This is a genomic window from Lampropedia puyangensis, assembly GCF_004833285.1.
GTDB classification, from domain to species: Bacteria; Pseudomonadota; Gammaproteobacteria; order Burkholderiales; family Burkholderiaceae_C; genus Lampropedia; species Lampropedia puyangensis.
This window is the reverse complement of record NZ_STFG01000004.1, coordinates 70527-96532: the sequence shown is the minus strand read 5'-3', so window position 1 is coordinate 96532 and position 26006 is coordinate 70527. Positions and strand designations below refer to the sequence as shown.

Below are 26006 nucleotides of genomic sequence, written 5' to 3'. Positions count from 1 at the left end.
AATCATGCTACATCTGGACCCCCTGAGTTCATCTTGTTATACGCAATTTTTAAGGTTGAACCATGAATACCCAAACTACCCTCATCATCGGCGCAGGCTTTGCCGGCAGCGTCATCGCCCGTGAACTGGCCGAAGCCGGTCAGCAGGTCCACATCATCGACAAGCGCCCCCACATTGCAGGAAATGCCTATGACGAGCTGGATGCGCACGGCGTACTTGTACACCGCTATGGGCCGCACATCTTCCACACCAACAGCGAGAAGGTGTTCAAGTACCTGTCGCGCTTTACTGAATGGCGGCCTTACGAACACCGTGTGCTTGGCGTGGTGGATGGCAAGACTTACCCATTTCCCATCAACCGCAGTACGCTCAACCAGTTGTATGCGCTTGATCTGGATGAGGCCGGTGCCGCCGCATTCTTTGAGAAGGTGCGCGAACCACGCGAGCCCATACGCAGCAGCGAAGACGTGGTGCTCAATTCGGTAGGTCGCGATCTGTATGAAAAATTCTTTCTTAACTACACACGCAAGCAGTGGGGGCTGGAGCCTTCACAACTGAAGGCGGGTGTGGCTGCACGTATTCCCACCCGCACGAATACGGATGATCGTTATTTCACCGATACCTTCCAGGCCATGCCCTTGCATGGCTATACGAGAATGTTCGAGAATCTGCTCGACCATCCCAATATTCGCATGGAAACGAGTGTCGATTTCGCCGATGTGCCTGACCATGATGGCTATGCACACATCGTATGCACCGGCCCGATTGATTCGTTCTACGGCTACCGTTTTGGCCGTTTGCCCTATCGCTCACTGCGTTTCGAGCACGCGCATCTGGCAGATACCAAGCAATTTCAATCTGTGGGTACGGTGAACTATCCCAACGACCACGCCTACACGCGCATTACCGAGTTCAAACATCTGACTGGGCAACAATGCGACGGCACATCCATTGTGCGCGAATACCCGATGGCCGATGGTGACCCGTATTACCCGATTCCGCGTGATGAGAATGAAGCACTGTTCAAACAATACGAGGCTTTGGCAGACGCCGAAAAGAACGTGACCTTCGTCGGGCGGCTGGCGCAGTACCGCTACTACAACATGGATCAAGTGGTGGCAGCGGCGTTGAGTGCTTCCCAGAAGATCATGGAAAAGCTCTGATGCGCATCGCCTTCATCTGTAAACGCCGCTACATGGGCAAGGATGTCATTCTTGACCGCTATGCCAGGCTGTATGAAATCCCCCGCCAACTGGCGTTGCTTGGGCATGAAGTGCATGGTTATTGCCTTGACTACCATGACTCTGGTGCCAGTCAGCCGCAACAGGAGTGGCAGCACAACGCAGCACCTGGTTCCTTGGCGTGGGAATCCAGTTCACTTGGGCGGCTGAAATTGCCCGCGCTGACGACCTACCCCAGACAATTGCTGCAGCGGTTGCGGCAGTTTCAACCTGACGTGTTGATTGGCGCATCGGACATTCCCCATGTCGCACTGGCGCAATGGCTGGCGACTCGCCTGCGCATACCCTATGTGGTGGACTTGTATGATAACTTTGAAGGTTTTGGGCAAGCGCGAATTCCGGGGTTTGTAACTGCACTGCGCCACGCCACCCGCAAGGCCGCATTGGTCACCACCACCAGCGAACCATTGCGCCAATTGGTAGTGGAAGATTACAAGGCTGAGGGCACCGTGATTTCCATGCCAAGCAGCGTGGACTTACAAGTCTTCCATCCCGGAGACAAAGCGCAAGCACGTCAGCGCCTTGGCTTACCACTGGATGCGCCGTTGATCGGAACTGCAGGAGGCTTGTACAAAGACAAAGGTGTGGAGCCTTTGTATGCAGCGTGGCAAAAAATCGCCAGCCAACGCCCGGATGTGCATCTGGTGCTCGCTGGTCCCTTCAAGCCGGAACTGCCACCACCACAGGGGGAGCGGGTGCATTACCTGAGCCAACTGGTCCATGCACAGGTTGCAGACCTTTTTCGCGCGCTGGATGTGGGCATCATCTCGATCCTTGACACCCCGTTCGGGCGCTATTGCTTTCCGCAGAAGGCTTATGAGATGCTGGCATGCCACTTGCGCGTGGTTGTGGCCGATGTGGGAGAAATGTCCGACCTGTTTGCGCAAACGCCAGAGGTACTGTTCGCCGCCGGGAACGCTGACGAGATGGTAGAAGCGTTGGGTAACCAATTGAGTCAACCAACCAGTACGCAAACCATCTCCGTCAAGGATTGGCAAAGCCTGATTGCGCAGATAGCAGCGCCTCTCATGGGGATTGGCTCTGCCGACCAGGAACCTCAATGACTCAATCCACGACGATCTTCTCAAGCAGGTTTGCGTAACGGCCAGCAATTTGCGTCCAATCCAGCTTGTCGAGCAGGGCATCCCTCATCACTGCAACTCGGTGCAGGGCCGCTTCACGTTGCTGTAAGTCGCGCAAGATTGAATTTTTGAGAGCCACTGAATCGTGCGGATTGACGATGCATACACGCACACTGTCGTCAAAGATATCCTGTAAACCAGCCACATCACCTGCAATGGCAGGGCACCCACAAGCCACGGCCTCCATCAAAGCAACAGGCAACCCCTCTTGGTCACCCGATTCAGCACGAATAAACGGCGCCACAAAAAGCGCTGCTTGCTGGTACAACGCTGGCAAATCTGCCTGTGGCACAGCGCCCAGAAACTGCACAGCATGCCCCAATGACAGACTGCGTACCTGCTCGGCCAGGGCTTCTTCTTCAGGGCCAAAGCCTGCAATCTTCAAGCGCACGTCTGGCCGCAATTTCAACACTTCCGGCATGGCGGCCAGCAAGTAGCGCAGCCCTTTTTTTTCAACCAACCGGCCCACAAACAGCAGTTCATTGGCTGACCGTTTTTGCGGATCACCGGGAACAAAACGCTTGGCAAGGTCTACTCCCATCGACAGTACCGAAACCTTGCGCACATCGCCACCAATGCGAGCCACTTCATCCACCATGGCACTGCTGACCACCGTTGCAGCGCTGGCGCGCCCCAGTACCCAGCGTTTAAGCGCCGTCAAAGGCTTGCTGCGCAGGGCATACAAATCGGCGCCGTGTGAGGTCACCAAAAACGGTACTTTGCACCCCGGCAAATTGTGCAGCGCGACGGCAATCAAACCTTGCGGAATCAGCCAGTGTGCATGTATCACATCAACCTTGCGTGTACGGCACAAACGCCATGCCTGCCATGCTTGCGCCAGCACAAAGCCCGGTACCAGCAGCGCCTTCCAACGGTGCATCTTCAAGTTGGTGACGATGCCGCCGTCATTGACCAAAGTCTCCAAAAACTCCGGGGCATAGCGGTAACGAACTACTTCTACGCTATCCATCACTTCAGTTTGTGCCGCGCCTTTGGCATGGGGACACAACACAATGACGTGGAACTGCGCCGTCAGCCGTTTTGCCAGCTCATGCACAAAGCCTGGCTCATGGTCAGCCGCCCAGCGCGGGTAGGTGGACGCTAGAACTAGCAGGGTTTTACGGGAAGCAGACATTTTCAGCGTTCTCCATGCGCCAGCCATTGCCGCGCGGCCAGCTTGGGGTTGGCGGAAAATCCTGCCGCAGGGCCTGCTCAATTTCGTGAGGGCGGGTGAGCTGGCCCTCGATGCGGTTGGTGTAATACGAGTTCATGCCCCGCAGCAAGCGGCGCAGGTCTGTCGTCACATGCCTCAGCCAAGGCAACTGGAGCGCCGCACGCGCCAGCAAGTGCGCCTGCACAAGCAAAGCCTCCTGCCGGACGCTGCCGGGCAGCATCGGTTCAAACTGGTGAGTGGCGTTGTACATGGGAGTTCGAATAATTTTTACATCAAAAATTGCAAACTTGAATTTGCAAATAAGACGCTGCTTTGTAACGATTTTTTATCCTTCATACAGAATTTTTTGCAAAATAGCCTGCAAGTTTTTCTATGCGTAGCGTCAAGCGTCAACGCGATGTATTTTCCGCATCCCGCAGGTCTGTTGTGGCGGCTTGCTCATGATGCCGAATTTGCTGGAGAAAATGCGGCGTGGCTCGGGCAGTAAAAGAAGCTGTCAAATGCTGCGCGTCCCTGAACACTATTACGCCATCGCGGATGGCATCGCACTGTCCGGCAGGGCACACCACGCTGCTGGTTTCAAGCCAGTGGACATTCGTGTAAACGCTGGTAGTGCCTTTCAACAATGATGCCACATGCGTGTATCGGGGTGAATTGGTCGAACTGCTGCACGCTTGCGATTCTTTGTCGCTGTTTTGCATCAGACACTGGGGGCCATGAACACCCAATGTTGGGTTCGCCTCTAGCAAATAAACGGCGCGGGCGTGGGGTGTCAGTCGCGCAAGAACGCGGTGCGTACCTTCAACCCATTGTTGATCGGTAAAGGCATATGATGCTGTGCTACCAATGAACAGCCGATCGATATGCCGATGTTGGAGCCATGTGATGGCTTTGTTGCGCCAAGCTTCGCACTCGGTAAATTCCCGTCCGATACGCTCGTAGAAAAAAGGCTCATCCACAATGGGACAACTCGACTTCGTCAACACGATAATTTTCCACTGCCTTGTATCCAGCATGGCTGCCAGCGTCGGAAACCATTGCGCACCAATGCTGTCGCCTAGCAACACGGCCGTTTTGGCTGCGTTTTCCTCGCCATATTCACAGAGTTTGAGGTCGGCACTGCTGTACCAGTCATCGCAGCCATGCTGATATATGACGGGCAGATCCGACACGGCGCTAACATAGACGTTGTCATTGCTGTCAACAAGCTGACTCTGGATACTCATATGCCAGCGATACAGCACAACTTGCAGCGCAAGCATGGCAAACAAAGCCAACCCGATTTGCCACTCGGGTGTCACCCGTGCCGGACGTCCATACCTGATGGGATTCTCTACCAGCCAGTGTGTCGCCATTGCCGCAACCAGAGACACGGCAATGGCGAGCAGCGTGTTACCTGCATCGCCCTTGATCGGCAACAGATTTTCGCCAATCACGAGCACAGGCCAGTGCCACAAATACCAAGCGTAAGAAATGTTTCCAATGCGCTGCATCGGCGGGAGACAAAGCCATCTGGAAGGAGATGCGAGCAATCTTGTTGGGGATGCAGCGTGGAGACCGCGGGCGGTGCCTGCCCACAGCAGTGCACAGGCTCCCAGCGTTGGCAGCAGAGCCAACATACCAGGGTAAATGGTGCTACGGGAGTCAATCACCACCAGCCCTGCCACCAGCAGCCAAGCACCCACCCAGGCCGTAATTCCAGCAATACCAGGTGTGGGCAGGTGCTGACGAAATAACAGCCACACTAATGCTCCAGCAGAGAACTGCCACGCTCTGGAAGGCATCATGTAGAAGGCTAACAGCGGCTCGGTATTGGCAAGAGCCAGACACACGCCCAGCGACAACACACCAATTGCGCCAAGCAGCCAGGCTAACGCTGATTTTTTGCCACGTCGGCCAATCCAGCGAAAAGCTGCAAATATACAAAGGGGCCAAAGCAGATAAAACTGCTCTTCCACTCCTAAAGACCACGTATGCAGAAAAACATTTCCGCTTGCCTCCATGCCAAAGTAATCCGAATCTGCAAATGCGAAATAGATGTTGCTTGCCCAAATGGCAGCCATTGCAGCAGATTCGCTCTGCACGAGATTCTGGGGCGGTGACAACAGCCACAGTCCCAGCAGACTACTGACGATCAACATGACAATCAGGGCCGGAAGGAGTCTCCGCAGACGATTGGCATAAAACCGCTTCACAGCAATCCGCCCCGTGTTTTCGTACTCACGCACCAGAACGCCAGTGATCAGATAACCGGAAATGACAAAGAAAACATCAACCCCGATGAAACCGGCCCCGAACCCTGGAATACTAAAATGCGCACCGATGACCAGCAGCAAGGCAACGGCGCGCAAACCTTCAATATCCGGGCGAAAAAACGGTGACGTGCGCTGAATTGTCATGCAATGGCTGCCCGTCAGGGTGGGGTTCAACAGCTTTCGAAAGGCGAGCTTGCTCAAGCAGAATCCTTGTACATCAGCGCCGTGATCTGCTCAGAAATCAGCCCCATCAAAAACACCGAGACGCTGCCCACATACATGAGCAAACTCATGTTGGTAAAACGCCCTATGGTTACAAACGTATAGCCATACCAGCCGGATGCCAATACAAACATCAGCAAGGCAATCGGTGCAAAGAGCTTGAGCGGCGAGAACAGCGTGCCAATCTTGAAGATGATGAGCAAAAAACGTGTGCCATCTCGCAGCAAGCGAATATGGCTTTTGCCAATTCGCTGAGCTGCGTGAATAGGCACATAACTAACTGAATAACCAGCACGAAAGAACGCCATCGTGCTGGTGGTTGGGTAAGAAAAGCCGTTGGGCAACAGATACAGAAACTCACGAAATTTGCTTGCCCGCACTGCTCGAAATCCAGAGGTCAGGTCTTCCACCTTATGGCCCGTCATGTAACTGGCCAATTTATTGTAGAGCTTGTTTGCTAGACCACGACCTACGCTGGCTTGCGAGCCTTTCTGTCTGGCACCTACGACCAAGTCGTAACTTTCAGCCATTTTTTCTAACAGGCGAGGAATATCTGCTGAGTCATGCTGGCCATCAGCATCCATGAACACAATCACATCACCCGTAGCCGCCCGTGCCCCTGTTTTAATGGCAGCGCCGTTGCCTTTGCTGTAGGGGTGATTGATAACTTTGGCACCGGCTTGCGCAGCAACAGCAGCCGTATCATCAGAGGAACCATCGTTAACCACAATGATTTCTGCATCAGGATGCTCCTTGCGGATGTTCGCAATGGTGATACCTACCGCAGCAGATTCATTTTTGGCGGGGAGGACAATTGACACATTCATGGTTCAGCAGTTTTCTCTGGCAAGCCAGTCTCATTCCTGTGACTGGAAAGCTTGCGCAAATCTTCTAAAAGCAGAGCGCGCAAACGCGGAAACTCCAGATCATAGACTTCGCTGGAACGTTTGAGCTTACGCACAGGCTGTTTTTCATAGATTGACTGCGCTTTATCAAGTAATTGCAATGCCTCTGCAGGGTAACCAGCATTACCGAAATGTGCAACGATAGACAGGGCAGTATCCGTATCAGCATATCGATCCATTGCCAATACCATAAGCGGTAGCGCTTTTTCTACTTGCCCATCAGCCAACCAAAGCAGCCCCTCTAAGTAAGGTTTCAGACGCCTGAATAACGGCACCGCCTGATATTGGCGATTGCCTTCCATAGCATGCAAAAGCTCACGCGACCATTGCCTGTACTGAATAGGCTTGCCGGTAGTAATCAATTCTTCCACAATCATGCGCATCCCTAGCACCGCTTGGGCATCAAAGCGCTGGTGGGCAATGCGCTGTTTGGCCAGTTGAAAGTCCTGCTCATTAGCCACACCATACAACACTCTTTGTAATAGCCACTGCATAGTCAGTAAGGAGCTGTTTGGCAGGCGAATCATTGCCTCTTGCAGAAAAGCCATTCCTTGGTCAGGCTGACCATTTTTAAACAACTGTACTGCTAGAAAATTTTGTGCTCTGGGCGATTCAGGGCTTGTCACTGCCCAATAGGTTTGCAGTCGATCGTTATCACTCCATAAGGTTGCACGTTGCCATGTCAGCACCGCAAGCATCCCCAGCAAAGCTATATATATAGTGGCGACAAGTGGCGGACTGATTTTGCGTATTAGCCATGTGCTGGCGGCAGCAATTGGTAGGAAAAGGAACGCTGCAGCCACATAGTTGCGGTGCTCAAAGTACAGCTCCAGTCCAAAAACGCTGGATTCCAATACATGTGCGCCAAAGAAAAAGAGGATCGCTAAAGTAATGAATGGCCATCGATGGCGCACACTAAATGCTATGAGCAACAACGCTAAAAGCCCCAAGGCCGCGAATATTGTTGTGATAGGTTCTAGCCAACCTGTTGAGATTAAGAATCCATCTTGAAACAAACCTCTCCCTTCAATGCGTGGCACATAGAGGTGGTAAAGGTATTCCCACAGAATACGTGTCTCGCTCCATAGGCGCTCGACTTGGTTGAAGGCTCGCGTTGGCCACAAGTCTGCTGAGAAATTGATTTCTTTGTAGACTTTGTATGCAATAGCTCCTGTTGGGAACCATAGAAATAGGGCTCGCCAGCGCCAGTCAGGTTTATTGAATCGTAGAGCGGTAGGTAAGCAAAACTCTACGATCAATACCAATAAGGGGAGCAAGACACCATTTTCTTTGCTGAAGGCGGCGAGTAACGTGCCCAGTCCCAAGGCACCAGACATCCACAGATACGACAGCAATGGTTTGGACGCCAGCAAGCGCCTGCCATGTAAATAGGCCGCCAATCCCGCAAACATGAACAATGCAGCCAACTGCGCCATACGTTGCACCACATACAGGGTTGTGGAAACCATATAGGGATGTAAAAGCCAGAGCCCCATATTAAGCAAAGCAATCCAGATGGCTTTGTCTTCTGAAATGCCATACAAACGCAACAAATTCAGTGTGGCCCAGCAGAGCATCAGGCCGGTAAGAAGGTGGATCAGTAAGTTGGTGCGTTTAAAGCTATAAGGCTCACTGGGCCAAGTGAAATCATCTAATAAAAAACTGGCGAGTGATACAGGCCTGCCTAACGGACCTGCAACACCTCCAAAGACAAAACTTTTGAAAGTCTCCCAATCTCTAACACCATCAAGGGAGCCCATATATTCAAGATTAGGCCAGTCATCAAACAGAAATCCTCCATTGAGCCCTGGTTGAAGAACTATGGTGGCTAATGCAAGTAGGAAGAGGAGACCAAGAATGGTTAAATGGCGTCGCATTCTAGGTTGATAAGATTTTTTAAAATAAAAAAGGCTGCCCTACAGTTAGGGCAGCCTCGTAGCAAGTCACGAATTAACCATTGCGGCAAGCTGTTGGGTAGAACTTGCCCTCAGCAGGTGTAGCCCCTCTTTTGCATGTCCATTCGATAGATCCTGCGCGGGTAATCGGGCTCAATTCCAATGTTTTACCTTGAATTCCAGCAGCTGCGCCAGCACTTTTGATTGTTGCACGAATCACTGTACCTGTTGTTCCAGTAACAAGGGAAACATCATTCACGTACTTCCCTGTAATACCAGTAGCAGCAGCTAATCCTGCAGCTGCATTGTTAGCAGGCCATGCTCCTTGGTTTGCGTAGAACTCAGACACGGCACCCTTTGCACCACTAGCCAAAGTCATTGCTTCAGACATTTGTGAACGCGCAGTGTAGTCTTGGTAAGCAGGCAATGCGATGGCAGCCAAAATACCAATGATCGCCACAACGATCATCAATTCGATCAGGGTGAAACCCTTTTGCAGAGATGCTTTCATGTTTGAACTCCTAGAGTAGAAATAGAGATAACGTTGACTTCAAAGATTGAACCCCTCGTTCAATGCGAAGATAGTGAGCAATTGGCATGCCATGCTAATTGGCGCGGAAATTTGCACGAATTTGTGAATAAAACGCCATTTGAAACAATCTGTTGATCTTGTTTTGCAAATTTTGCTGCAGTGGGTGACAAATTTTGTCTTGTGAGTGCGAAAAAAATGGCAATACAGTGAATGTGTTGCCATTGGTAGCGTACCCTATTGAACACATAGTAGTCGACAGGTGAAGGTGGACTAAGGTTGCTTTCCACTGCATTGTCAAGTGAGTGCGCCTTCTCAAGAGAATGTTTTTGCAGCATTGATATATGTTCAGACCGGACTGAGCTTGAACACCATTTCAATACCGGCCAGTTGAATCCGATCTCCATTGTTGAGTTTGGTGTTATCGCTTTGTAGTGGCTGGCCGTTGATGCGAACGATTTGTTCGCCTTCAAGGTGTTTGATGTAATAGGCGTTGAGGCGGTGGGTGAGGGAGATGACGCCTTGGCCTGGTGGGCCAATGGTGGTCACCACCTTGGTAAGGAGCAGTTGGCGGCCCTTGTTGATGCCACTGAGAATCTCGATTGCAGCGCTGGGGCCTTGGCTCAGGGCGTGGCGGGTGGTGTTTTCAAAACTGCCTGCGGCAATGGTGGGTGAGACGCTGGATGCATTCCAGGCATCGCTCACTTGCATTTGCAGGCTGATGCGGTAGGAGCCGACTACCAGGCGATCGCCCAAGCCGAGCTCATGCGGCTGCTTGGCAGGAATGGCGTCGCCATTGACGTAGGTGCCGTTGGTGCTGCCTAAGTCTTCAATACTGATTTGGGATTCACCGGTGTAAATGGCTGCGTGTTTGCCACTCACAGTGGGGTCGTCCAAAATCAAGTCGTTGTGCTGGCGTCTGCCAATGAGTGTGGTGGGTTTGACCAAAGGCAGCTCGCGCAGCATTTGGTCGTTTTTCATGATGATGAGCTTATAAGCCATGGTCTTTGTCTGAAGATTTGTTGTATTTTTTGGCGCAGCCCTGCATTGGTTGCTTGTATTTGTTGATTTTGTGCTGTGGGCTGTACACGTAAGGGGTGCTGGTGAGGTGCGCCGGAAAATGTTCTATTTCTTCCGTTTGGAATCCATGCAGCAAATAACGCGCCATTATATAAATTTGTTACATTTATTGTAAGGGATTCTACGTATTTTGAGCAAAGTTCACGATTAAACCGCAAGCGTGGCAATGGGGTGTGCAAGGCGACTGGTGTGCTTCTTCTATGAGGAGGTTCTTTGTATGACAGCAGGGTAGTCATTTTTCTGCCAGATAATGTGCGCCTGATCTTTTTCCCGTTATTACGAGGTGACTTGTGCCTGTGAACCTGATTGCTCCCCAAGCTTCTGACTTGCTGGCTGTGGCTGGCGTGCGTATTGCTGCTGTTGAGGCGGGGGTGCGCAAAGCCAACCGCAAAGATTTGACGGCGTTTGTGCTGCTTGAAGGCAGTAGTGTGGCCGGGGTCTTCACGCAAAATCGCTATTGCGCAGCACCTGTGCAGGTGTGCCAGCAATTTCTGGCCACTGATGTCTTGGCACAAAGCGGCGGCATTCGCGCTTTCATCATCAATACGGGCAACGCCAATGCGGGCACGGGCGCGCCTGGCTTAGCCGCGGCCCATGCCACAGCGGCGGCGGCCGCGCGGGTGTTGCAGGTCGAGCCTGAACAGGTACTGCCTTTTTCGACCGGCGTGATCATGGAGCCTTTGCCGGTTGACCGCATTGAAGCGGCTTTGCCCAGCTTGTTTGACAAAGCCGCGCAGCCAGCTGCTGCAACGCCTGAGGCTTGGTTGGAAGCGGCACATGGCATCATGACCACCGATACGGTGGCAAAAGCAGCCAGTGCGAAGGCGGTGGTAGGGGGCAAGACGGTTCATGTCACCGGCATCAGCAAAGGGGCTGGGATGATTCGCCCCAACATGGCTACGATGCTGGGTTTTATTGCAACTGATGCGGCCATTGCCCCTGGTTTGCTGCAACCGCTGGTCAAGCAGTTGGCCGACGAGTCATTCAACCGCGTGACAGTTGATGGCGATACGTCTACCAACGATTCCTTCTTGCTGGTAGCAACGCACCAAGCCCGTAATGCACCAGTCGAAGCGCTGGACAGCGCCGATGGCCAAGCTTTGTACGCGGCTTTGCGCAGCGTGGCGCAGCAGCTGGCCCATGCCATCGTGCGCGACGGGGAGGGCGCGACAAAGTTCATCACCGTGCGCATTACTGGCGGTAAAACCAAGGCCGAATGCGCGCAGGTGGCGTATTCCATTGCCCATTCCCCATTGGTAAAAACGGCTTTTTTTGCCAGTGACCCGAACTTGGGGCGCATTTTGGCTGCAGTGGGCTACGCCGGTATTACTGATTTGGACCAAAACAAGATCGCTTTGCATTTGGGCGATGTGCACGTGGTGCAGGACGGTGGCCGCCGTGCCGAATACCGCGAAGAAGATGGGCAGCGTGTGATGGCGCAAAGCGACATTACTATTCGGGTGGATCTGGGCCGTGGTGATGCTGAAGACACGGTTTGGACGTGTGATTTCAGCCACGAATACGTCACCATCAATGCTGATTACCGTTCATAAGGATATCAACACGTTCTGATAAGTGCCTCTGCACAATCCTTTCAGTCGCTGCGCAATCGTGCCGAATTCTGGCCCATGATTGCGCTGTCGTATTTGGATGTAACCACAAACCTAAGGTTTGTCGGTGGTGTTGGCGGCTGCTGTAACTCAATACAAGAAGTGGATGCGATTGAGCATGGATAACGATTTTTTGATGCAGTTTTTGCGCAAGGCGGAGCAGCTGATCGACCGGCTCGATGCCATCCTCCCCAAACCCTTGACCGCGCCGCAAGACTGGGGTGCAGCCATAGCATGGCGTTACCGCAAGCAATCTAGCGGCAGCGGCGTGCTCGAGCCTGTGCACCACGTGGCGCATATCCGCTTTGATGATTTGATTGAAGTGGGTGGGCAGAAAGATAAGCTCTTTCACAATACCGAGCAATTCATGGCGGGTCAGCCTGCCAATAATGTGTTGCTGACAGGTGCGCGAGGTACCGGTAAATCATCACTTATTCGGGCGTGTTTGCAGCACTTTGCACCGCAAGGCTTGCGCCTGATTGAGGTTGATAAAGACGACTTGGTGGATTTGCCTGATATCGTCTCTGTCATTGGTGATGCGCCATGGCACTTCATCATTTACAGCGATGACTTGAGCTTTGATGAGGGCGAGAAAGGCTACAAGGCATTGAAATCCATTCTGGATGGCTCTGTGGCTGCTGCCACGCCCAATGTGCTGATTTATGCCACTAGTAACCGGCGTCATTTGCTGCCCGAATACATGGCCGAAAACCTGACCTACAAACACACGCCAGATGGTGAAGTGCACCCCGGTGAGGTGATTGAAGAGAAGATTTCGCTGTCTGAGCGCTTTGGTTTGTGGATCAGTTTTTACCCTTTCAGCCAAGACGAATATTTGGCCATTGCCGAACAATGGCTGCGCACATTGGGCTGCCCAATCAAGCATCTTCCAGAAGCACGTAAAGAGGCGCTGGTGTGGGCGTTGGAGCGCGGTTCGCGCAGTGGGCGGGTGGCGTACCAGTTTGCGCGTGATTTTGTGGGCAAGCTGGGGGCGGTAAAACCCAAGGCTAAAGTGGGGGCGGCCACTAAGGTGTCATCCAAAGCGAAGGCTGTGCAGGTCAAGTCCGTCAGTGGCACGACTAGTGCAGCACGTGTGCCAACTAAAGCGGTCGCAACCAAGACTGCACGTCCGAAGGCTCCATCAAGTGCCAAAACCAGAAACAGCCGTAAAGGAACAGCATGACAGAACCCGCCGCCAAGCGTGTTGAAGTGGCCGTCGGTATTGTGCTGCGCCAGCACCAAGGCCAACAAGAATTTCTTTTGGGCTCTCGTCCTGAAGGCAAACCGTATGCCGGTTACTGGGAATTTCCTGGTGGCAAGATTGAAGCCGGGGAAACAGTCGAGCAAGCGCTGCGCCGGGAATTTGAAGAAGAGTTGGGCATCACCATCGGGGCGATAGAGGTGTGGCGCGTGACAGAGCATGATTACGAACATGCCAAAGTGCGCTTGCACTGGTGCAAAGTGCGTGACTGGACAGGGGCATTCGAAATGCGTGAAGGCCAACAGGTGGCATGGCAAACGTTGCAAACCACCGTATCTCCTATCTTGCCCGGCGCCTTTCCTGTGCTGGATGCGCTGGCACAAGAGCAGGCATTGCAAGCCTAAAACAGCGCTTTGAGGATAGCTCTTCCGGGCTAATCTAGCGCGCATCTAGCGCTCAAATTGATGGTTCGGCTTTGATTCCTTATGCTTTGCTGTGGCAGGGCTGTTGCATGTAGCGGCATACGCTACGATCATGGCCTATGGCCCGTTTTTCTTCACGCAATGCTTCCCAACCTGTGCAGCCAGAGCAACCGCCTGGTTTGCCTGTTGTCGAACCGCGCAAACCTCGGCGTGCATGGGCCATCTGGCTGTGCTGGATTGCGGTGATTGGCGTGCTGTATGGAGTGATGAGCCATCTGTTGGCGCCGCCCAAAGCGGTGTATGTGGCAGCAGGACAAGGTGAGCTGCAACTGCCGCGCCACCGAGATGGGCATTTTTATGTGGATGGCGCCATCAATGGCGTGCCTGTGCAATTCATGGTTGATACAGGAGCCAGTCTGGTCTCCGTCAGCGATGCCGTGGCGCAAGAGGCCGGGCTTCAAGGCGGCAGGTCCGCACGCTTTTCTACTGCAGGTGGTACGCGCCAAGGGCGTATCGTTGCCTCTGATACGCTACGCTTGGCTGGTTTTACGCTGCAAGGCGTGGAAGTCGGGACGGGCTTGAATGTAGGCAGTAGCAACCAAGCGCTATTGGGCCAAAACGTGCTGCGCCATTTTGATATGCAGATTGAGCGTGACCGCATGGTATTGCGGCCCCGTTGAGCTTATTTGTTTGGTCTTAAACGCGCTCAGATCTCATGCTGACTGTGTTGGGGTCTAAAAAAGCGCATTGCGGCGTTACCTGTTGCCGCACATACAGGTCCTTGCACTGTTTCTTTTTTTTGAGACTTGTGCGGCTTGTGGAGATCTTAAACAGAGTTCTTAGAACAGACGCTTAGCGCTTAGCGCTTAGCGGCCAATGCTAGTGCAGGGTAGAGCGATGTTGCAAACAATTGGCTATGGCTTTGCTGAGGGAATGCTTGGAACGTGATGTCCATGCCTTCAGCGGCCAAGCGTGCAACCAAGGCGTGCGTGCTTTCGCGCCCTTGCGGAGGTGTTGCCACAGGCACGTTGGCTGCAGCATTGGGTTGATCGCGACTAGGGGTGACAGCCCGCCCGCCACCCACCAGCACTTGCGCGCTGATTCCGGGAGCTTGTTGCGCATGGAATGCGGCTGCTTTTTTGAGCAAGGCGTTGTCGCCCCAGCCTGTAGAGGGATCACCAGCCACATAGCGCTGAAACAGCTGCGGGCGGGTGACCATGGCATACAGGGTAAACAGCCCGCCATACGAATGGCCCCATAAAGTTTGGTGTGACGCATCAATAGAGGTGCGTGCAGCCACGGCGGGACGAATGGTGCTTTCAATTAGGTCAAGAAAGAGCTCGGCGCCTCCGCCCGGTCTGCTTCGGTCAACCACGTCCGATTTCGGCGAGCCATCTTCGGCCAGCACGGGTGGTGTGTAATCAAAGGCGCGGGCGACCACATCGTGCCGTGTTGGCACGTCATACCCAATTCCCACCAGCACGGGAGGGTTGTTTTGGGCCAATTTTTCCAAGTCCGCCTCTTTGAGGGTGTGCATGGCGGCATTACCGTCCAGCATGTACAGCACAGGGTAGCCTTCTTGGGGCGCCGGGCTGCGCGGAATGCCCACATATACCCGGTAGTGGCGTTTGCCATCGCGTGAATCAAAGCGCAGTTTTTCAAACTGGTAGTAGGGCGAAGGCAGGTCTGCTACGGTAGGGCCAATCGGGGTGTCGATGGGTGGCCGTTGCCGTGGTGCGCCAGGGTTTGGTGTACTGCCTGCTGCGCCAATGGGTGAAGAGGATGGTGCGGACTGGGCCCATACGGCGACTGGCAGGCTGGCTGCGGCGATGAGAAAGTGGCGACGAGACATGAAAAGGTATTCATTAAATGAGATTAATGCGCATTGTATTTTTCATTCAACGATGCCGTTTGCAGTTTTAAGTAAAGGTCAGTGATGCTGCGATCTTTTGATCTTGAAGCACGCCATTTTTATGGGGGGCGAATTCATATTGAGCCCATTTGCTGGTCTGGTTGCATCGTTTTCAGCACGCCTTGCATGTCCTTCGACCAACTCAGGAGGGTCGATGATTCAGTAAGACCGGAATTCGCGCAGGCTGATGAGGAAGCGCGATGGTGGCTGCTTTATCGCAAACGGGAGTACGAGCGGCTCAGGGTGACAGATGCTGATGCCGCTGTGGATCGCATTGCATGAGAACGATGCTGGAGGCCGTGTGGGCACACATCGCTCGATGGCAGCCGCGCTTTAATTGCGCTGGAGGATGGACGTTCTGAACGACTCAATATGCTCGCCCACCATGGTCGCTGCCGCTTCCCCATCATGGGCGGCGAGCATATCTACGATCTGCCGGTGTTCTTCTAGGATGTGCTGTGAATGTCCAGTAGCTGACATGGAAATCGCCCAGAACCGCTGCGCACGCGCATGCAGCACGCGCAGCACATCAATCAGTACCGGGTTGGCGCAGGCTTGGGCGATGCATTCGTGAAAATTGCGATCGGCCTGCATGCAGCCGACGATGTCGCGGTGGTGCATAGCCTGTTCAAAGCTGCGTACGCTGTGGTGTAACTCGTCAATTTGCTCGGCAGTGATGCGTTCGGCTGCCAGGCGTGCGCACAAAGTTTCATTGACCAGACGCACATCAATCAGGTTCAGCGCATCATCAATCGACAGGGGTGCGACGATGACGCCTTTGCGCGGCAGGATCTGCACCAGCCCTTCGGTGGCCAAACGGTGCAGCGCGTGGTTAATCGGGGTGCGGCCAAAACCCAGGCTTTCCATCAAGGCGGCGGTGTTTAGGTATTCGCCCGGCTTGTACTGCAGCGTCACGATGCGGTTTTGCAAAACCAAATAGGCACTTTCATTTTGCGAAACATCGGTAGCAACAACGAATTCGTGTGCAGAAGCGGCAGTCAAAGCGGAGGGTTCAGCCATGGGCAAGAAAGGCAAGGCAAGTGGGAGGGTGTCGTTTGCGCTGCTGGCAAAAGCCCATGCGCAGGCGGATTGATTGTAGAGGGGGAATGCCTGAGTGCAGGCATTGGAAGGTGACAGTGTACTTGGCATATTAATTGCTGAAATAAGGATAACCCTATAGTGAAATTTCACAACAAGGGCAATAATGCAGCCGATTGTTGATCGAATGTGCTGATTGGGCTTGTATGGCAGCATGGATTCATGCTTTTGTGCACGCTTTCGCACACATTCGGTGCAGTTGATGTCCTAATCGCACCACTTTGGTGGCTACTGTCTGGAGTATTTGATGCCTCGTATCCTGTTTTCATCGCTGATCGTTGCCGCAGCCGCGCTGACCGGCCCTGTCATGGCGCAAGACTATCCCGCAACCAAAGTCAAAGTGGTGGGGGCGTTGAGCAATCTGAGCCTGTATAACGACTATGAAAAGCCGTTCTGGACCACGGTGATTCCAGAGGCCTCGGGTGGCAAAGTCACTGCAGATATCAAAGGCTTCAATGAAATGGGTCTCAAAGGCCCCGAAGTTTTGCGCTTGATGTCCCAAGGCGTAATCGAATTTGGTACGTCCACTTTGGCGTATTTCGCTTCAGACAATCCGATTAACGAGGCGATTGATCTGGCCGGCCTGACCACCAGCGTGGAAGAGGCACGTCAAGTCACCGATGCATTCTTGCCTGCATACCAAAAGTTCTACGAACCCACAGGGGTGAAGGTGTTGGGCCTGTCAACCTATCCAGCACAGGTGCTGTTTTGCAATGGCAATTTCGGTGGTTTGGCAGACTTGAAGGGTAAGAAAGTGCGCACCAGCAGCCGTACACAGGCTGAGTTTGTGGAAGCCTTTGGTGGCACAAGTGTGACCATGCCGTTTGGTGAGGTGGTGCCTGCTTTGCAGAACAAGGTGGTTGATTGCGCGATCACAGGGTCCATGTCTGGTTTTGATGCCAAGTGGTACGAAGTTGCAACCCATTTGTACGCTTTGCCGATCAACTGGAACCAACAAATTCATGCAGTCAATGCCAAGGCGTGGGCCAAGTTGGATCCGAAAGTGCAGGAACTGATCAGCACCAAGTACGTTGATTTGATCAACAACATCTGGTCTGCAGCAGCCGAACAAACACAGCAAGGTTACGACTGCAACAGCGGTGCAGATGCATGCAAAGCACCAGTCAAAGGCAAGATGACCTTGGTTACGCCAAGCGAAGAAGACAAGGCTTTGCTCAAGAAAACTTTCTCTGAAGTGGTGTTGCCAAAGTGGGCTGCACGCTGCTCGGCAGAGTGTGTACGCGACTTCAACGCGACGATTGGCCAAGTGACTGGCTACACCGTCACGAAGTGAGGCACTTGGGAGACACTTGGTTTAAGGCGAGAACGTGAGAAAGCGGCGCTATGCATTGCAGTGCAATGGGTATCGCCGCTGTTTTCGGTTTGGGCCAGCAACCGTGACTTCAGCTTTTTAACTCTACAGACTTCTCCACGATGACGACTTCTGTTTCTTTGCTGGCCCGCCTGTATGGCTGGGCTAACCAGATATCGCGTTACGCGGTCTGGTTTGGTGGCGCCATCACCATTGCCAGTGTATTGCTGGTCACTTTCGATGTGCTGGTGCGCAAATTTTTTGGCTTTAACTTGGGCGGCGCCGATGAGTTGTCCAGTTACGCCTTTGCCGTGAGCACTACATGGGCGTTTGCATTCGCTTCTTTGCAGCGTGCCAACGTGCGGGTGGATGTGCTGTATCAATACTTGCCTGTGCGCTTGTCGGCCTTGGTGGATTGGATTTCACTGGTCGGCTTGGGCATTTTTATGGCCTTTTTGACGTTTTACGCCAAAGATATGGTGCTGGCGTCATTTACGCAAGGCTCAACTGCCAACAGCATCATGGCGACGCCTTTATGGATTCCGCAAGGCTTGTGGCTGATTGGATTGCTGTGGATGTGCATTGTGCTGGCCTTGATGCTGATTCGTGCATCCGTGGCACTGGTTACGGGGGACATCCGCACATTGAAGGAAGTTTGTGGAGTGCGCTCAGCACAAGAAGAGGCAGAAGAAGAAGCCGCCAATGGCGAGCGCATGGTGAAAGGAAACAGCTAAATGGTTGCAACCACCTTGATTGTGCTGCTCATCCTGATCGGGTTGAGCATTCCAGTAGGCGCAGCTTTGGGCTTACTGGGTTTGTTTCTGGATAACCAGTTTTCCATGCTGCCGCTCACGCGTGCCATGGGCGAAATTGCTTGGGGCACCAATAACGAGTTTTTGTTGGTGGCTATCCCTCTGTTTATTTTGCTGGGCGAGATTTTGCTGCGTTCGGGTTTTGCAGAGAAGATGTACAACGCTATGAGTTTATGGCTGTCGTGGCTGCCCGGTGGATTGATGCACGCCAATATTGGCGCCTCAACTTTGTTTTCAGCCACTTCAGGCTCCAGTGTGGCTACGGCAGCCACCGTAGGAACCGTGGCGCTACCGCAGATTCATAAACACGGCTATAACGAATCTTTGTTTCTGGGCAGCTTGGCCGCTGGTGGTACGTTGGGCATTTTGCTGCCGCCGTCCATTAACCTGGTGATGTATGGCGTGCTGACCAACACATCCGTACCGAAGCTGTATTTGGCAGGGATCATTCCTGGCTTGGTGATGGCCGCGCTGTTTGTGGTGACCATTTTGGTGGCATGCCTGATCAAACCGCAGTGGGGCGGGCAGAAGGTTCATGCTAGTTGGTCCGAACGTTTCAAGTCCTTGGTCTACTTGATTCCGCCCATGATCATTTTCTTGCTGGTGGTGGGCTCCATTTATGCAGGTTTGGCAACCCCCACAGAGGCGGCTGCATTGGGTGTGACTGGTGCATTGCTATTGGCCGCTTGCTATGGCAAGTTGACTTTGAAAATGCTGCGTGAGTCGATTGAAGGCGCGATGCGCGCTTCCGCCATGATCATGCTGATTGTGCTGGCGTCGGGCTTTTTGAACTTTGTGATGGCTGCAACTGGCATCACGAATGCATTGACGTCTGCTATCCAAGGGCTGGGCCTTTCTCCAGTGATGATGCTTGTCGTGGTCGTCATCTTTTACATCGTGCTGGGTTGTTTTATGGAAACCCTGTCCATGATGATTACCACCATTCCTATCATCGCCCCGATCATGTTTGCGTTGGGATACGACCCGATTTGGCTGGGCATTCTCATCATTGTGCTGGTAGAGATGGCGCTGATTACACCCCCTGTGGGCTTGAACCTTTTTGTAGTGCAAAGCCTGCGCAAAGCCGGTTCGATGACAGCAGTCATCGTCGGGGCACTGCCATTTGTTGTGGCGATGTTGGTGATGGTGGTACTGCTGTCTTTGGTGCCTAGTTTGGCGCTGTGGTTGCCTAACCTGATGGGTTAATTGACGCAGAGTGTGATCCACGCGCTTAGTCGCCAATCACAACACATGCTGGTGGCGTGCCCGCCAGCACATAACTTCTCCATGGGTGCCAGTCGCCTCGATTTGGCAGCCTTGGGACATACATCCTGATTGAAAGAGTACGTGAAATGAACGCGATTGAATTCCAAGTGATTCCTGCAGCAGGCGCTGCTTACCCAGCCCGTTTGGCGCTGAAGAACCTCGTTGTTGCAGGTTGGGCTGGCCGCGATATGGCTGCCATTGAGCACCATATTGAAGAGCTGGCCGAGCTGGGCGTGCCGCGCCCAAGCAGCGTGCCTTTGTATTACCGCATCGCCGCCAATCAGTGCACGCAAGATGCGGCAGTGCAGGTTGTAGGCACAGAAAGCTCTGGCGAGATTGAAGTTTTCGTCTTTCAACACGATGGCCAATGGCTGGTTTCCATCGCATCTGACCACACCGATCGCAAGCTCGAGGCGCATAGCGTAGCCATGTCCAAACAAGTGTGTATCAAGCCCGTGGCCAACGTGGCTTGGCGCTTAGAGGATGTTCAGGCCCATTGGGACCAGATTGTGCTGCGCTCGTGGATTGACGAAAAAGGCTCGCGCACGCTGTACCAAGAAGGGCCTTTGGCAACATTGCGCACGCCAGAAGACTTGGTTGCCGGCTATTTGAATTCTTTGAACGCTACCAGCTGGCCAGAAGGCACAGGCATGACCTGCGGTACGGTGGGCGCCATTGGCGGTATCCGCGCGGCCAATAACCTAGAGATGGAGTTGTTCGATCCGGTGTTGGGCCGCAGCTTGAAGTGGACATACCAAGTCGAGTGCTTGCCTGACGTCGCGTAAGTTGCACTCCAGCGCTGTAGTGTTGGTTTGATTTTGACGAAGCCTTTGTTGCCCACTGTGCGCTTCAAGGGCTTTTCCCATCTAATTTTGTAAAGAAGTCACCGCCATGAGCCGTTCCGTACAACGTTTAGAGCAATGCCTGGCACGCATCCATGCCGATGCCGCCCGCAGCGCTGCCATTTTTACCCATGTGTTTGAAGCCGCTGCGTGCGAGGATGCGGCCGCAGCCGACGCACGTGCCGCACGAGGGCAATCTCTGGGGCCATTGGATGGCTGCATTGTCAGCGTCAAAGACTTGTTTGATGTAGCAGGCGTGGTGACGACGGCGGGCTCGAAGTTGTTGCAAACAGCGCAGCCAGCGGCGCAAGATGCCACCATCGTGCAGCACTTGCGAGCCGCAGGGGCAGTGGTAATTGGCAAAACCAATATGACGGAGTTTGCCTTCTCTGGCATTGGCATCAACCCACATTACGGCACCCCCGGCAATGCGCTCGATGCCAGTCGCATCCCCGGTGGTTCATCCTCCGGTGCTGGGGTCGCGGTGGCCTTGGGCATGTGCGACATCGCGATTGGATCGGATACGGGTGGTTCGGTGCGTATTCCTTCTGCGCTCAATGGCATTACGGGTTTCAAACCCAGTGTCAGCCGTGTGTCACGCCAAGGTGCATTTCCGCTGTCCTTTACGCTCGACAGTGTTGGGCCTTTGGCCAAAAACGTGGCCGACTGTGCGGCGGCAGACGCTGTATTGGCAGGTCTGACACGTGAACAAGCAGCTTTGCCTGCGCGCAGTGTGAAAGGTTTGCGCATTGCGGTGCCTCGTGGCCTGCTTTTTACAGAAATGGAAACTGCCGTAGCCCAAGCCTTTGAGGCGGCTGTTCAACGGTTGCAGGCGCAAGGTGCGGTCATTGAGGATGTGCAATGGGAAGACTTGGTGGGCGCGCCCTTTGCCTTGCAGCAAAAAGGCACCTTGATTGCCGCTGAGGCGGCTGCCATCCACCAGCCGTATCTGCCTGCGCGTGCACAAGAGTACGACCCCTTGGTGCGCAGCCGGATTGAGCGCGGCCAAAGCCTAGATGCGGCAACTTACGTTCATATTCAACAGCAGCGCAGTCAATTGCATGCCCAGTGGGATGCGCGCATGGCCAACGTCGATGTAGTCATGGCGCCAACGGTGGTGTTTACTGCGCCCACTATTGCCAGCCTGGATGCGCAAGAGGCTTTTATGAAGGCCAATGCCTTGATTCTGCGCAATACCTCCGTGTTCAACTTCTATGACGTCCCGACCTTGTCGATCCCCGCTGCACAAGCTGCCGGGGCCTTACCGGTGGGGCTGATGTTTGCTGGTCAGCGTTTGGCCGATCGCCATATTCTGGCTATTGGACACGCCTTGGAGGCAGTGTTGAGGGCGTGACCGAAGGAGCTATTTAGCATAGACGCTGTTCAGCAGGCTGCCGACCCAAAAGGCGCGGTAGCCCTTTTTTGTGGTTTTACCAAGCCGCTTGCACTAAAGGGGCTGAGGGTGTTACTGCTTTGTACGGGTATTTCAACGTTGTAAGATCGGTGCCGATTGTTTCTTTTTAAACTGCATGACGCTTCTGATTATTTACGTCGTCCTGGCACTGGGCGCATCGTTTCTTTGTTCTATTCTTGAGGCTTCACTCCTCACCATTACGCCGGCTGAAATACAGACCGGTAAGCTCAAAGGCCAACGCTGGGCTAATCAATATGAAGAATACAAGCGTGAGATCGACCGGCCTTTGGCGGCGATTCTGACCCTTAATACTGTGGCCCACACGATGGGGGCAGCAGGCGCTGGTGCGCAGTATGCGAGTGTGTTTGGCAACGGCACAGAGGCACTTTTTGCTGCGGGCCTGACGTTGGCGGTCTTGATCTTGACCGAGATTATTCCTAAGACCATTGGTGCACGCTACGCCGTAGGTGTAGCGCCTTTTGTGTCACGGGTTATGCCGGTATTGATGTACTTGTTGGCACCATTGGTATGGTTCTCACAGCAGCTGACTAAAGTGATTACGTTTGGCAAAGCGCAGGAGTTGCCCAAATACCGTGATGACTTGATGGCCGTAGCGCGTTTGGGGCAGGAATCGGGGCAGCTGCAAGAAGGTGAAACCCGCATCCTGAACAACTTGCTGCAAATGCACACGGTGCGTGCGCACGACATCATGACCCCGCGTTTGGTTACGTTTTCGTTGCCGCAATCGATGTCTTTGGGAGACTTTGTCTCTGCCATTAAAGGCAAGCCGTTTTCTCGCATTCCGGTGTTTGAAAGCGATGCCGCAGATATCAGTGGCTTTGTGCTCAAAAGTGAATTGTTGGCCACGTATATCGAATCGGACGATGCGCCCAAGACCTGTTTGGCAGACTTTGCTCGCCCATTGGTCAGCACGCCAGAAACCACGCCGCTGGATAGACTCTTCAAACGTTTTATTCAAGAACACGCACACATCATGTCTGTGGTGGATGAATATGGCAGAACGCTGGGCATTGTGACTCTGGAAGATATCCTTGAGACCATTTTCGGCATTGAAATTGTTGACGAAAGCGATTCGATTGCCGACTTGCAGGCTTACGCCAGAAGCCTGTGGCAGCAGCGTGCCAAGCGCATGGGCCTGCCTTTGGATGATGAGGATGTTCTTTTACTTGAGGCGATTGGCAAGCGCAACCCAGATGCGGTTTGACGGTTTTCAAGGCGCACGTCGACTGGACCGGATGGCGCGGTTCACTGCGGACTGAGCCTTGCGTTTTTCTCAAGGCATCGCTTGTGCAAATTCGACTTCCAGAATACTCCGCTGCCTCGCTATAGTCGACGTGCAAAAACGGCAAGTGGGCCGTTGGTCAACAGCGCAGGGCGTGTAGGCATTTGCTTGGCACAGCCCTGTTCTGAGAGTAGAGAAGAAACGGAGACAAGATGACTACGCAAGTCGGCATGATTGGTGTGGGGCTTATGGGCCATGGCATTGCCCGTAATGTGCTCAAGGCTGGTTTTGGGCTGCATTTTTTGGAGCATGCAGGCAACCAGCCCGTAGAGGATTTGCTTGGCGCTGGTGCCGTGGCCTATGCCAATGTGCAACAAGTGGCGCAGGCGAGCAATGTGCTGATTCTGTGCGTCACTGGTGCACCTGAAGTGCAAGCTATTTTGACGGGGGAGCAAGGCGCTTTGGCTGCACTGCGCCCTGGCACTGTCGTTGTCGATTGCTCAACTTCCGTTCCGGCGGTTTCTAAACGCATGGCGCAACTGGTGGCTCAAGCCGGTGCTGCTTACCTCGATGCCCCCATGACACGCACTGCACAAGCTGCCCATGACGGCACTTTGCACTTGCTGGTCGGAGGCGATGCGCAGGTGCTGGAACAGGTACGTCCCGTACTTGATGCGTTTACCGAAAAGGTGCACCACGTAGGCGATGTGGGCAATGGCCACAGTTTGAAGTTGCTGCACAACTTTGTATCGCTGGGCAGCATTGCCTTGATCGCCGAGGCGGCCGCCTGTGCTGAACATAATGGGGTAGACCCCGCTACGTTTGTCGAGGTGTTGGCCGCTGGCGGTGGAGCAGGGGTGCCGTTGGAACGCTTGCGCCCGTATATCACCGCACAAGATGCGTCCAGTCTGCCTTTTTTCATGGCGAACGCGCAAAAAGATCTGGGGTACTACGTGCAGATGGCTGGTGACAGTGATTCAGCTCAGCGTATCGGTCAAGCGGTGGAGCACACCTATGAGGCGGCAGTGCAAAGCGGCGGTCCACAAACCTATGTGCCCGAGCTGGTGCGGCTATTGGCTGAGCGCCATTGAGTCTGTGTAGAGCAGGCATTGGGTCTGAAGGCAGAGCCTTGCTATCACTCATGCACTTAGGTGGCTATGCCAATGCGCATCGCATCGTTTGAGCTGCATGCAGCCGCGCAACCTAACAGGCCTTTATCAGAGGCCTTTATCAGGCCCTTATCAAATTTTTATTCTCGGTAATCACCATGGCGCAGGTACTGCTTCGTGGTGGAGTGATTTCGTCTTCAGGAGCATTGTTTATGGTGAAAAAAATCGCAGTGATTGCCGGTGATGGCATAGGTGTGGAAGTCATGCCTGAAGGGCTGCGTGTGCTGCAAGCGGCGGCACGCCGCTTTGGACTGGATTTTGCATTCGACGAGTTCGATTGGTGTGGGCAACATTACAAGCAGCATGGCACGATGATGCCGCTGGATTGGAAAGAGCAAATCCAAGGCCACGATGCTGTGTATTTTGGCGCTGTTGGAATGCCCGATGTGATTCCAGACCACACTGCGGTGTGGGAGTCGATCATTAAGATTCGCCGAGAGTTTGACCAATACGTCAACATCCGCCCCGTGCGCTTGATGCCGGGTGTGCCAGCGCCGCTGGCCAACCGCCAAAGCGGCGATATTGACTTCATTGTGGTGCGCGAGAACACTGAAGGGGAATATTCCTCAGTCGGAGGGGTGATGTTTGAAGGCACTGCCCGCGAATTCGCCACGCAAGAGGCCATTTTTACCCGCTTTGGTGTTGATCGCATTTTGCGTTTTGCATTTGAGCTGGCCCGCTCTCGCCCGGCTAAGTCCCTGACCGTTGCGACCAAGAGCAATGGCATCTCGATCACCATGCCATATTGGGACAGCCGTGTGGCAGAAATAGCCAAAGACTACCCGGATGTCGCGGTGAAGAAATTCCACATCGATATTTTGACGGCCCATTTTGTGCAGCACCCAGATTGGTTTGATGTGGTGGTGGCATCCAATTTGTTTGGCGATATCTTGTCAGACTTAGGACCTGCCTGTACGGGGACGATTGGCATTGCGCCATCGGCCAACCTTAATCCGGACGGCACATTCCCCTCGTTGTTTGAACCGGTGCACGGTTCCGCCCCTGATATCGCAGGCCAAGGCATTGCCAATCCGATTGGACAAATCTGGTCGGGTGCTTTGATGCTGGAGCATCTGGGCCAAGGGGATGCACGCTACCAACAGGCGGCACAAGCGATTGTGCAGGCCATTGAACATGTGACCGAACACGGCCCGCGCACGCCCGATATGGGCGGGCAGGCACGCACACAAGACATTGGGCAAGCCATTGCTGACCATGTTGAGCATTCATCGCTGTAATACACAGCGCACTGCACTGAGCAA

General features: G+C 53.7%; 23 protein-coding genes and 1 pseudogene. 15 read left to right on the top strand and 9 right to left on the bottom strand.

Going from position 1 to position 26006, the window contains the following annotated elements:
- The first annotated feature begins 62 nt into the window (after positions 1-62).
- Complete coding sequence (gene glf / locus E9531_RS05865; protein ID WP_136572819.1) at positions 63-1163, top strand: UDP-galactopyranose mutase; 1101 nt, start codon at positions 63-65, stop codon at positions 1161-1163.
- Entirely contained in the window at positions 1163-2305 is a 1143-nt protein-coding gene (locus E9531_RS05860) for a glycosyltransferase family 4 protein (RefSeq protein WP_136572818.1), read from the top strand. The genes glf and E9531_RS05860 overlap by 1 nt, the downstream gene beginning before the upstream one ends.
- A gap of 1 nt (position 2306) precedes the next feature.
- Here E9531_RS05860 and E9531_RS05855 read toward each other — a convergent pair whose 3' ends face one another.
- The 7 genes from E9531_RS05855 to E9531_RS05825 form a co-directional block, all read right to left on the bottom strand.
- Positions 2307-3518, bottom strand: a complete 1212-nt coding sequence (locus E9531_RS05855) for a glycosyltransferase (protein ID WP_136572817.1) — start codon at positions 3516-3518, stop codon at positions 2307-2309.
- Complete coding sequence (locus E9531_RS17640) at positions 3502-3807, bottom strand: hypothetical protein (protein WP_211343380.1); 306 nt, start codon at positions 3805-3807, stop codon at positions 3502-3504. The genes E9531_RS05855 and E9531_RS17640 overlap by 17 nt, the downstream gene beginning before the upstream one ends.
- A 139-nt stretch (positions 3808-3946) precedes the next feature.
- A complete protein-coding gene (locus E9531_RS05845; protein ID WP_136572816.1) occupies positions 3947-6013 on the bottom strand; it encodes an acyltransferase family protein in 2067 nt (688 codons plus the stop codon).
- Positions 6010-6861 (bottom strand): glycosyltransferase family 2 protein, encoded by an 852-nt coding sequence (locus E9531_RS05840; protein WP_136572815.1) that lies wholly within the window; start codon positions 6859-6861, stop codon positions 6010-6012. The genes E9531_RS05845 and E9531_RS05840 overlap by 4 nt, the downstream gene beginning before the upstream one ends.
- Positions 6858-8699, bottom strand: coding sequence for a hypothetical protein (locus tag E9531_RS05835; protein ID WP_211343379.1), 1842 nt, complete (start codon positions 8697-8699; stop codon positions 6858-6860). The genes E9531_RS05840 and E9531_RS05835 overlap by 4 nt, the downstream gene beginning before the upstream one ends.
- Positions 8700-8889: 190 nt before the next feature.
- Positions 8890-9345, bottom strand: a complete 456-nt coding sequence (locus E9531_RS05830; RefSeq protein ID WP_136572813.1) for a pilin — start codon at positions 9343-9345, stop codon at positions 8890-8892.
- A 366-nt stretch (positions 9346-9711) separates the two neighbouring features.
- On the bottom strand, positions 9712-10365 hold the full coding sequence (locus E9531_RS05825; protein WP_136572812.1) for an FHA domain-containing protein: 654 nt from the start codon (positions 10363-10365) through the stop codon (positions 9712-9714).
- Positions 10366-10733: 368 nt separating this feature from the next.
- Between E9531_RS05825 and argJ the strand changes: the two genes are divergently transcribed.
- From argJ to E9531_RS05800, 4 genes and pseudogenes are all read left to right on the top strand, one after another.
- Positions 10734-11996 carry a bifunctional glutamate N-acetyltransferase/amino-acid acetyltransferase ArgJ gene (gene argJ, locus E9531_RS05815; RefSeq protein WP_136572810.1) on the top strand — a complete coding sequence of 421 codons (1263 nt, stop codon included), beginning with the start codon at positions 10734-10736 and terminating at the stop codon, positions 11994-11996.
- Positions 11997-12171: 175 nt separating this feature from the next.
- Positions 12172-13038: pseudogene (locus E9531_RS05810) on the top strand (ATP-binding protein); the annotation flags it as partial.
- A 194-nt stretch (positions 13039-13232) separates the two neighbouring features.
- Entirely contained in the window at positions 13233-13658 is a 426-nt protein-coding gene (locus E9531_RS05805) for an NUDIX domain-containing protein (RefSeq protein WP_136572808.1), read from the top strand.
- A gap of 137 nt (positions 13659-13795) precedes the next feature.
- On the top strand, positions 13796-14356 hold the full coding sequence (locus E9531_RS05800; RefSeq protein ID WP_211343378.1) for a retropepsin-like aspartic protease family protein: 561 nt from the start codon (positions 13796-13798) through the stop codon (positions 14354-14356).
- Between the two features lie 179 nt (positions 14357-14535).
- Here the strand turns inward: E9531_RS05800 and E9531_RS05795 are convergent, their stop codons facing one another.
- Positions 14536-15528, bottom strand: a complete 993-nt coding sequence (locus E9531_RS05795) for an alpha/beta hydrolase (RefSeq protein ID WP_136572807.1) — start codon at positions 15526-15528, stop codon at positions 14536-14538.
- 186 nt (positions 15529-15714) lie between these two features.
- On the opposite strand from E9531_RS05795, the gene E9531_RS17460 reads away from it, so the two are divergent.
- On the top strand, positions 15715-15870 hold the full coding sequence (locus E9531_RS17460; RefSeq protein WP_158291726.1) for a hypothetical protein: 156 nt from the start codon (positions 15715-15717) through the stop codon (positions 15868-15870).
- 51 nt (positions 15871-15921) lie between these two features.
- On the opposite strand, the gene E9531_RS05785 is transcribed toward E9531_RS17460, so the two are convergent.
- The gene (locus E9531_RS05785) at positions 15922-16608 is read right to left on the bottom strand and encodes a GntR family transcriptional regulator (RefSeq protein ID WP_136572805.1); all 687 of its coding nucleotides are present in this window, start codon (positions 16606-16608) and stop codon (positions 15922-15924) included.
- A 325-nt stretch (positions 16609-16933) separates the two neighbouring features.
- On the opposite strand from E9531_RS05785, the gene E9531_RS05780 reads away from it, so the two are divergent.
- The 8 genes from E9531_RS05780 to E9531_RS05745 all read left to right on the top strand — a co-directional run bounded on the left by E9531_RS05780 (position 16934) and on the right by E9531_RS05745 (position 25982).
- Positions 16934-17980 (top strand): TRAP transporter substrate-binding protein, encoded by a 1047-nt coding sequence (locus tag E9531_RS05780; protein ID WP_136572804.1) that lies wholly within the window; start codon positions 16934-16936, stop codon positions 17978-17980.
- 140 nt (positions 17981-18120) lie between these two features.
- Complete coding sequence (locus E9531_RS05775) at positions 18121-18732, top strand: TRAP transporter small permease subunit (RefSeq protein ID WP_136572803.1); 612 nt, start codon at positions 18121-18123, stop codon at positions 18730-18732.
- Positions 18733-20016 carry a TRAP transporter large permease gene (locus E9531_RS05770; protein ID WP_136572802.1) on the top strand — a complete coding sequence of 428 codons (1284 nt, stop codon included), beginning with the start codon at positions 18733-18735 and terminating at the stop codon, positions 20014-20016.
- Between the two features lie 146 nt (positions 20017-20162).
- Positions 20163-20861: a DUF2848 domain-containing protein gene (locus E9531_RS05765; RefSeq protein WP_136572801.1), complete on the top strand. Its 699-nt coding sequence runs from the start codon at positions 20163-20165 to the stop codon at positions 20859-20861.
- Positions 20862-20967: 106 nt separating this feature from the next.
- On the top strand, positions 20968-22272 hold the full coding sequence (locus E9531_RS05760) for an amidase (RefSeq protein WP_136572800.1): 1305 nt from the start codon (positions 20968-20970) through the stop codon (positions 22270-22272).
- A 175-nt stretch (positions 22273-22447) separates the two neighbouring features.
- Positions 22448-23557 carry a CNNM domain-containing protein gene (locus E9531_RS05755; RefSeq protein WP_136572799.1) on the top strand — a complete coding sequence of 370 codons (1110 nt, stop codon included), beginning with the start codon at positions 22448-22450 and terminating at the stop codon, positions 23555-23557.
- Between the two features lie 230 nt (positions 23558-23787).
- Positions 23788-24666, top strand: coding sequence for an NAD(P)-dependent oxidoreductase (locus tag E9531_RS05750; protein WP_136572798.1), 879 nt, complete (start codon positions 23788-23790; stop codon positions 24664-24666).
- A 230-nt stretch (positions 24667-24896) separates the two neighbouring features.
- Positions 24897-25982 (top strand): tartrate dehydrogenase, encoded by a 1086-nt coding sequence (locus E9531_RS05745; RefSeq protein WP_136572797.1) that lies wholly within the window; start codon positions 24897-24899, stop codon positions 25980-25982.
- Positions 25983-26006: the final 24 nt, after the last annotated feature.

Excerpts from the sequence above, each read along its gene's own strand:
- glf (WP_136572819.1), top strand. The coding sequence starts at position 63 with ATGAATACCCAAACTACCCTCATCATCGGCGCAGGCTTTGCCGGCAGC.
- E9531_RS05860 (WP_136572818.1), top strand. The coding sequence starts at position 1,163 with ATGCGCATCGCCTTCATCTGTAAACGCCGCTACATGGGCAAGGATGTC.
- E9531_RS05855 (WP_136572817.1), bottom strand. The coding sequence starts at position 3,518 with ATGTCTGCTTCCCGTAAAACCCTGCTAGTTCTAGCGTCCACCTACCCG.
- E9531_RS17640 (WP_211343380.1), bottom strand. The coding sequence starts at position 3,807 with ATGTACAACGCCACTCACCAGTTTGAACCGATGCTGCCCGGCAGCGTC.
- E9531_RS05840 (WP_136572815.1), bottom strand. The coding sequence starts at position 6,861 with ATGAATGTGTCAATTGTCCTCCCCGCCAAAAATGAATCTGCTGCGGTA.
- E9531_RS05835 (WP_211343379.1), bottom strand. The coding sequence starts at position 8,699 with ATGGGCTCCCTTGATGGTGTTAGAGATTGGGAGACTTTCAAAAGTTTT.
- E9531_RS05830 (WP_136572813.1), bottom strand. The coding sequence starts at position 9,345 with ATGAAAGCATCTCTGCAAAAGGGTTTCACCCTGATCGAATTGATGATC.
- E9531_RS05825 (WP_136572812.1), bottom strand. The coding sequence starts at position 10,365 with ATGGCTTATAAGCTCATCATCATGAAAAACGACCAAATGCTGCGCGAG.
- E9531_RS05805 (WP_136572808.1), top strand. The coding sequence starts at position 13,233 with ATGACAGAACCCGCCGCCAAGCGTGTTGAAGTGGCCGTCGGTATTGTG.
- E9531_RS05800 (WP_211343378.1), top strand. The coding sequence starts at position 13,796 with ATGGCCCGTTTTTCTTCACGCAATGCTTCCCAACCTGTGCAGCCAGAG.
- E9531_RS05795 (WP_136572807.1), bottom strand. The coding sequence starts at position 15,528 with ATGTCTCGTCGCCACTTTCTCATCGCCGCAGCCAGCCTGCCAGTCGCC.
- E9531_RS17460 (WP_158291726.1), top strand. The coding sequence starts at position 15,715 with ATGTCCTTCGACCAACTCAGGAGGGTCGATGATTCAGTAAGACCGGAA.
- E9531_RS05785 (WP_136572805.1), bottom strand. The coding sequence starts at position 16,608 with ATGGCTGAACCCTCCGCTTTGACTGCCGCTTCTGCACACGAATTCGTT.
- E9531_RS05780 (WP_136572804.1), top strand. The coding sequence starts at position 16,934 with ATGCCTCGTATCCTGTTTTCATCGCTGATCGTTGCCGCAGCCGCGCTG.
- E9531_RS05775 (WP_136572803.1), top strand. The coding sequence starts at position 18,121 with ATGACGACTTCTGTTTCTTTGCTGGCCCGCCTGTATGGCTGGGCTAAC.
- E9531_RS05770 (WP_136572802.1), top strand. The coding sequence starts at position 18,733 with ATGGTTGCAACCACCTTGATTGTGCTGCTCATCCTGATCGGGTTGAGC.
- E9531_RS05765 (WP_136572801.1), top strand. The coding sequence starts at position 20,163 with ATGAACGCGATTGAATTCCAAGTGATTCCTGCAGCAGGCGCTGCTTAC.
- E9531_RS05760 (WP_136572800.1), top strand. The coding sequence starts at position 20,968 with ATGAGCCGTTCCGTACAACGTTTAGAGCAATGCCTGGCACGCATCCAT.
- E9531_RS05755 (WP_136572799.1), top strand. The coding sequence starts at position 22,448 with ATGACGCTTCTGATTATTTACGTCGTCCTGGCACTGGGCGCATCGTTT.
- E9531_RS05750 (WP_136572798.1), top strand. The coding sequence starts at position 23,788 with ATGACTACGCAAGTCGGCATGATTGGTGTGGGGCTTATGGGCCATGGC.
- E9531_RS05745 (WP_136572797.1), top strand. The coding sequence starts at position 24,897 with ATGGTGAAAAAAATCGCAGTGATTGCCGGTGATGGCATAGGTGTGGAA.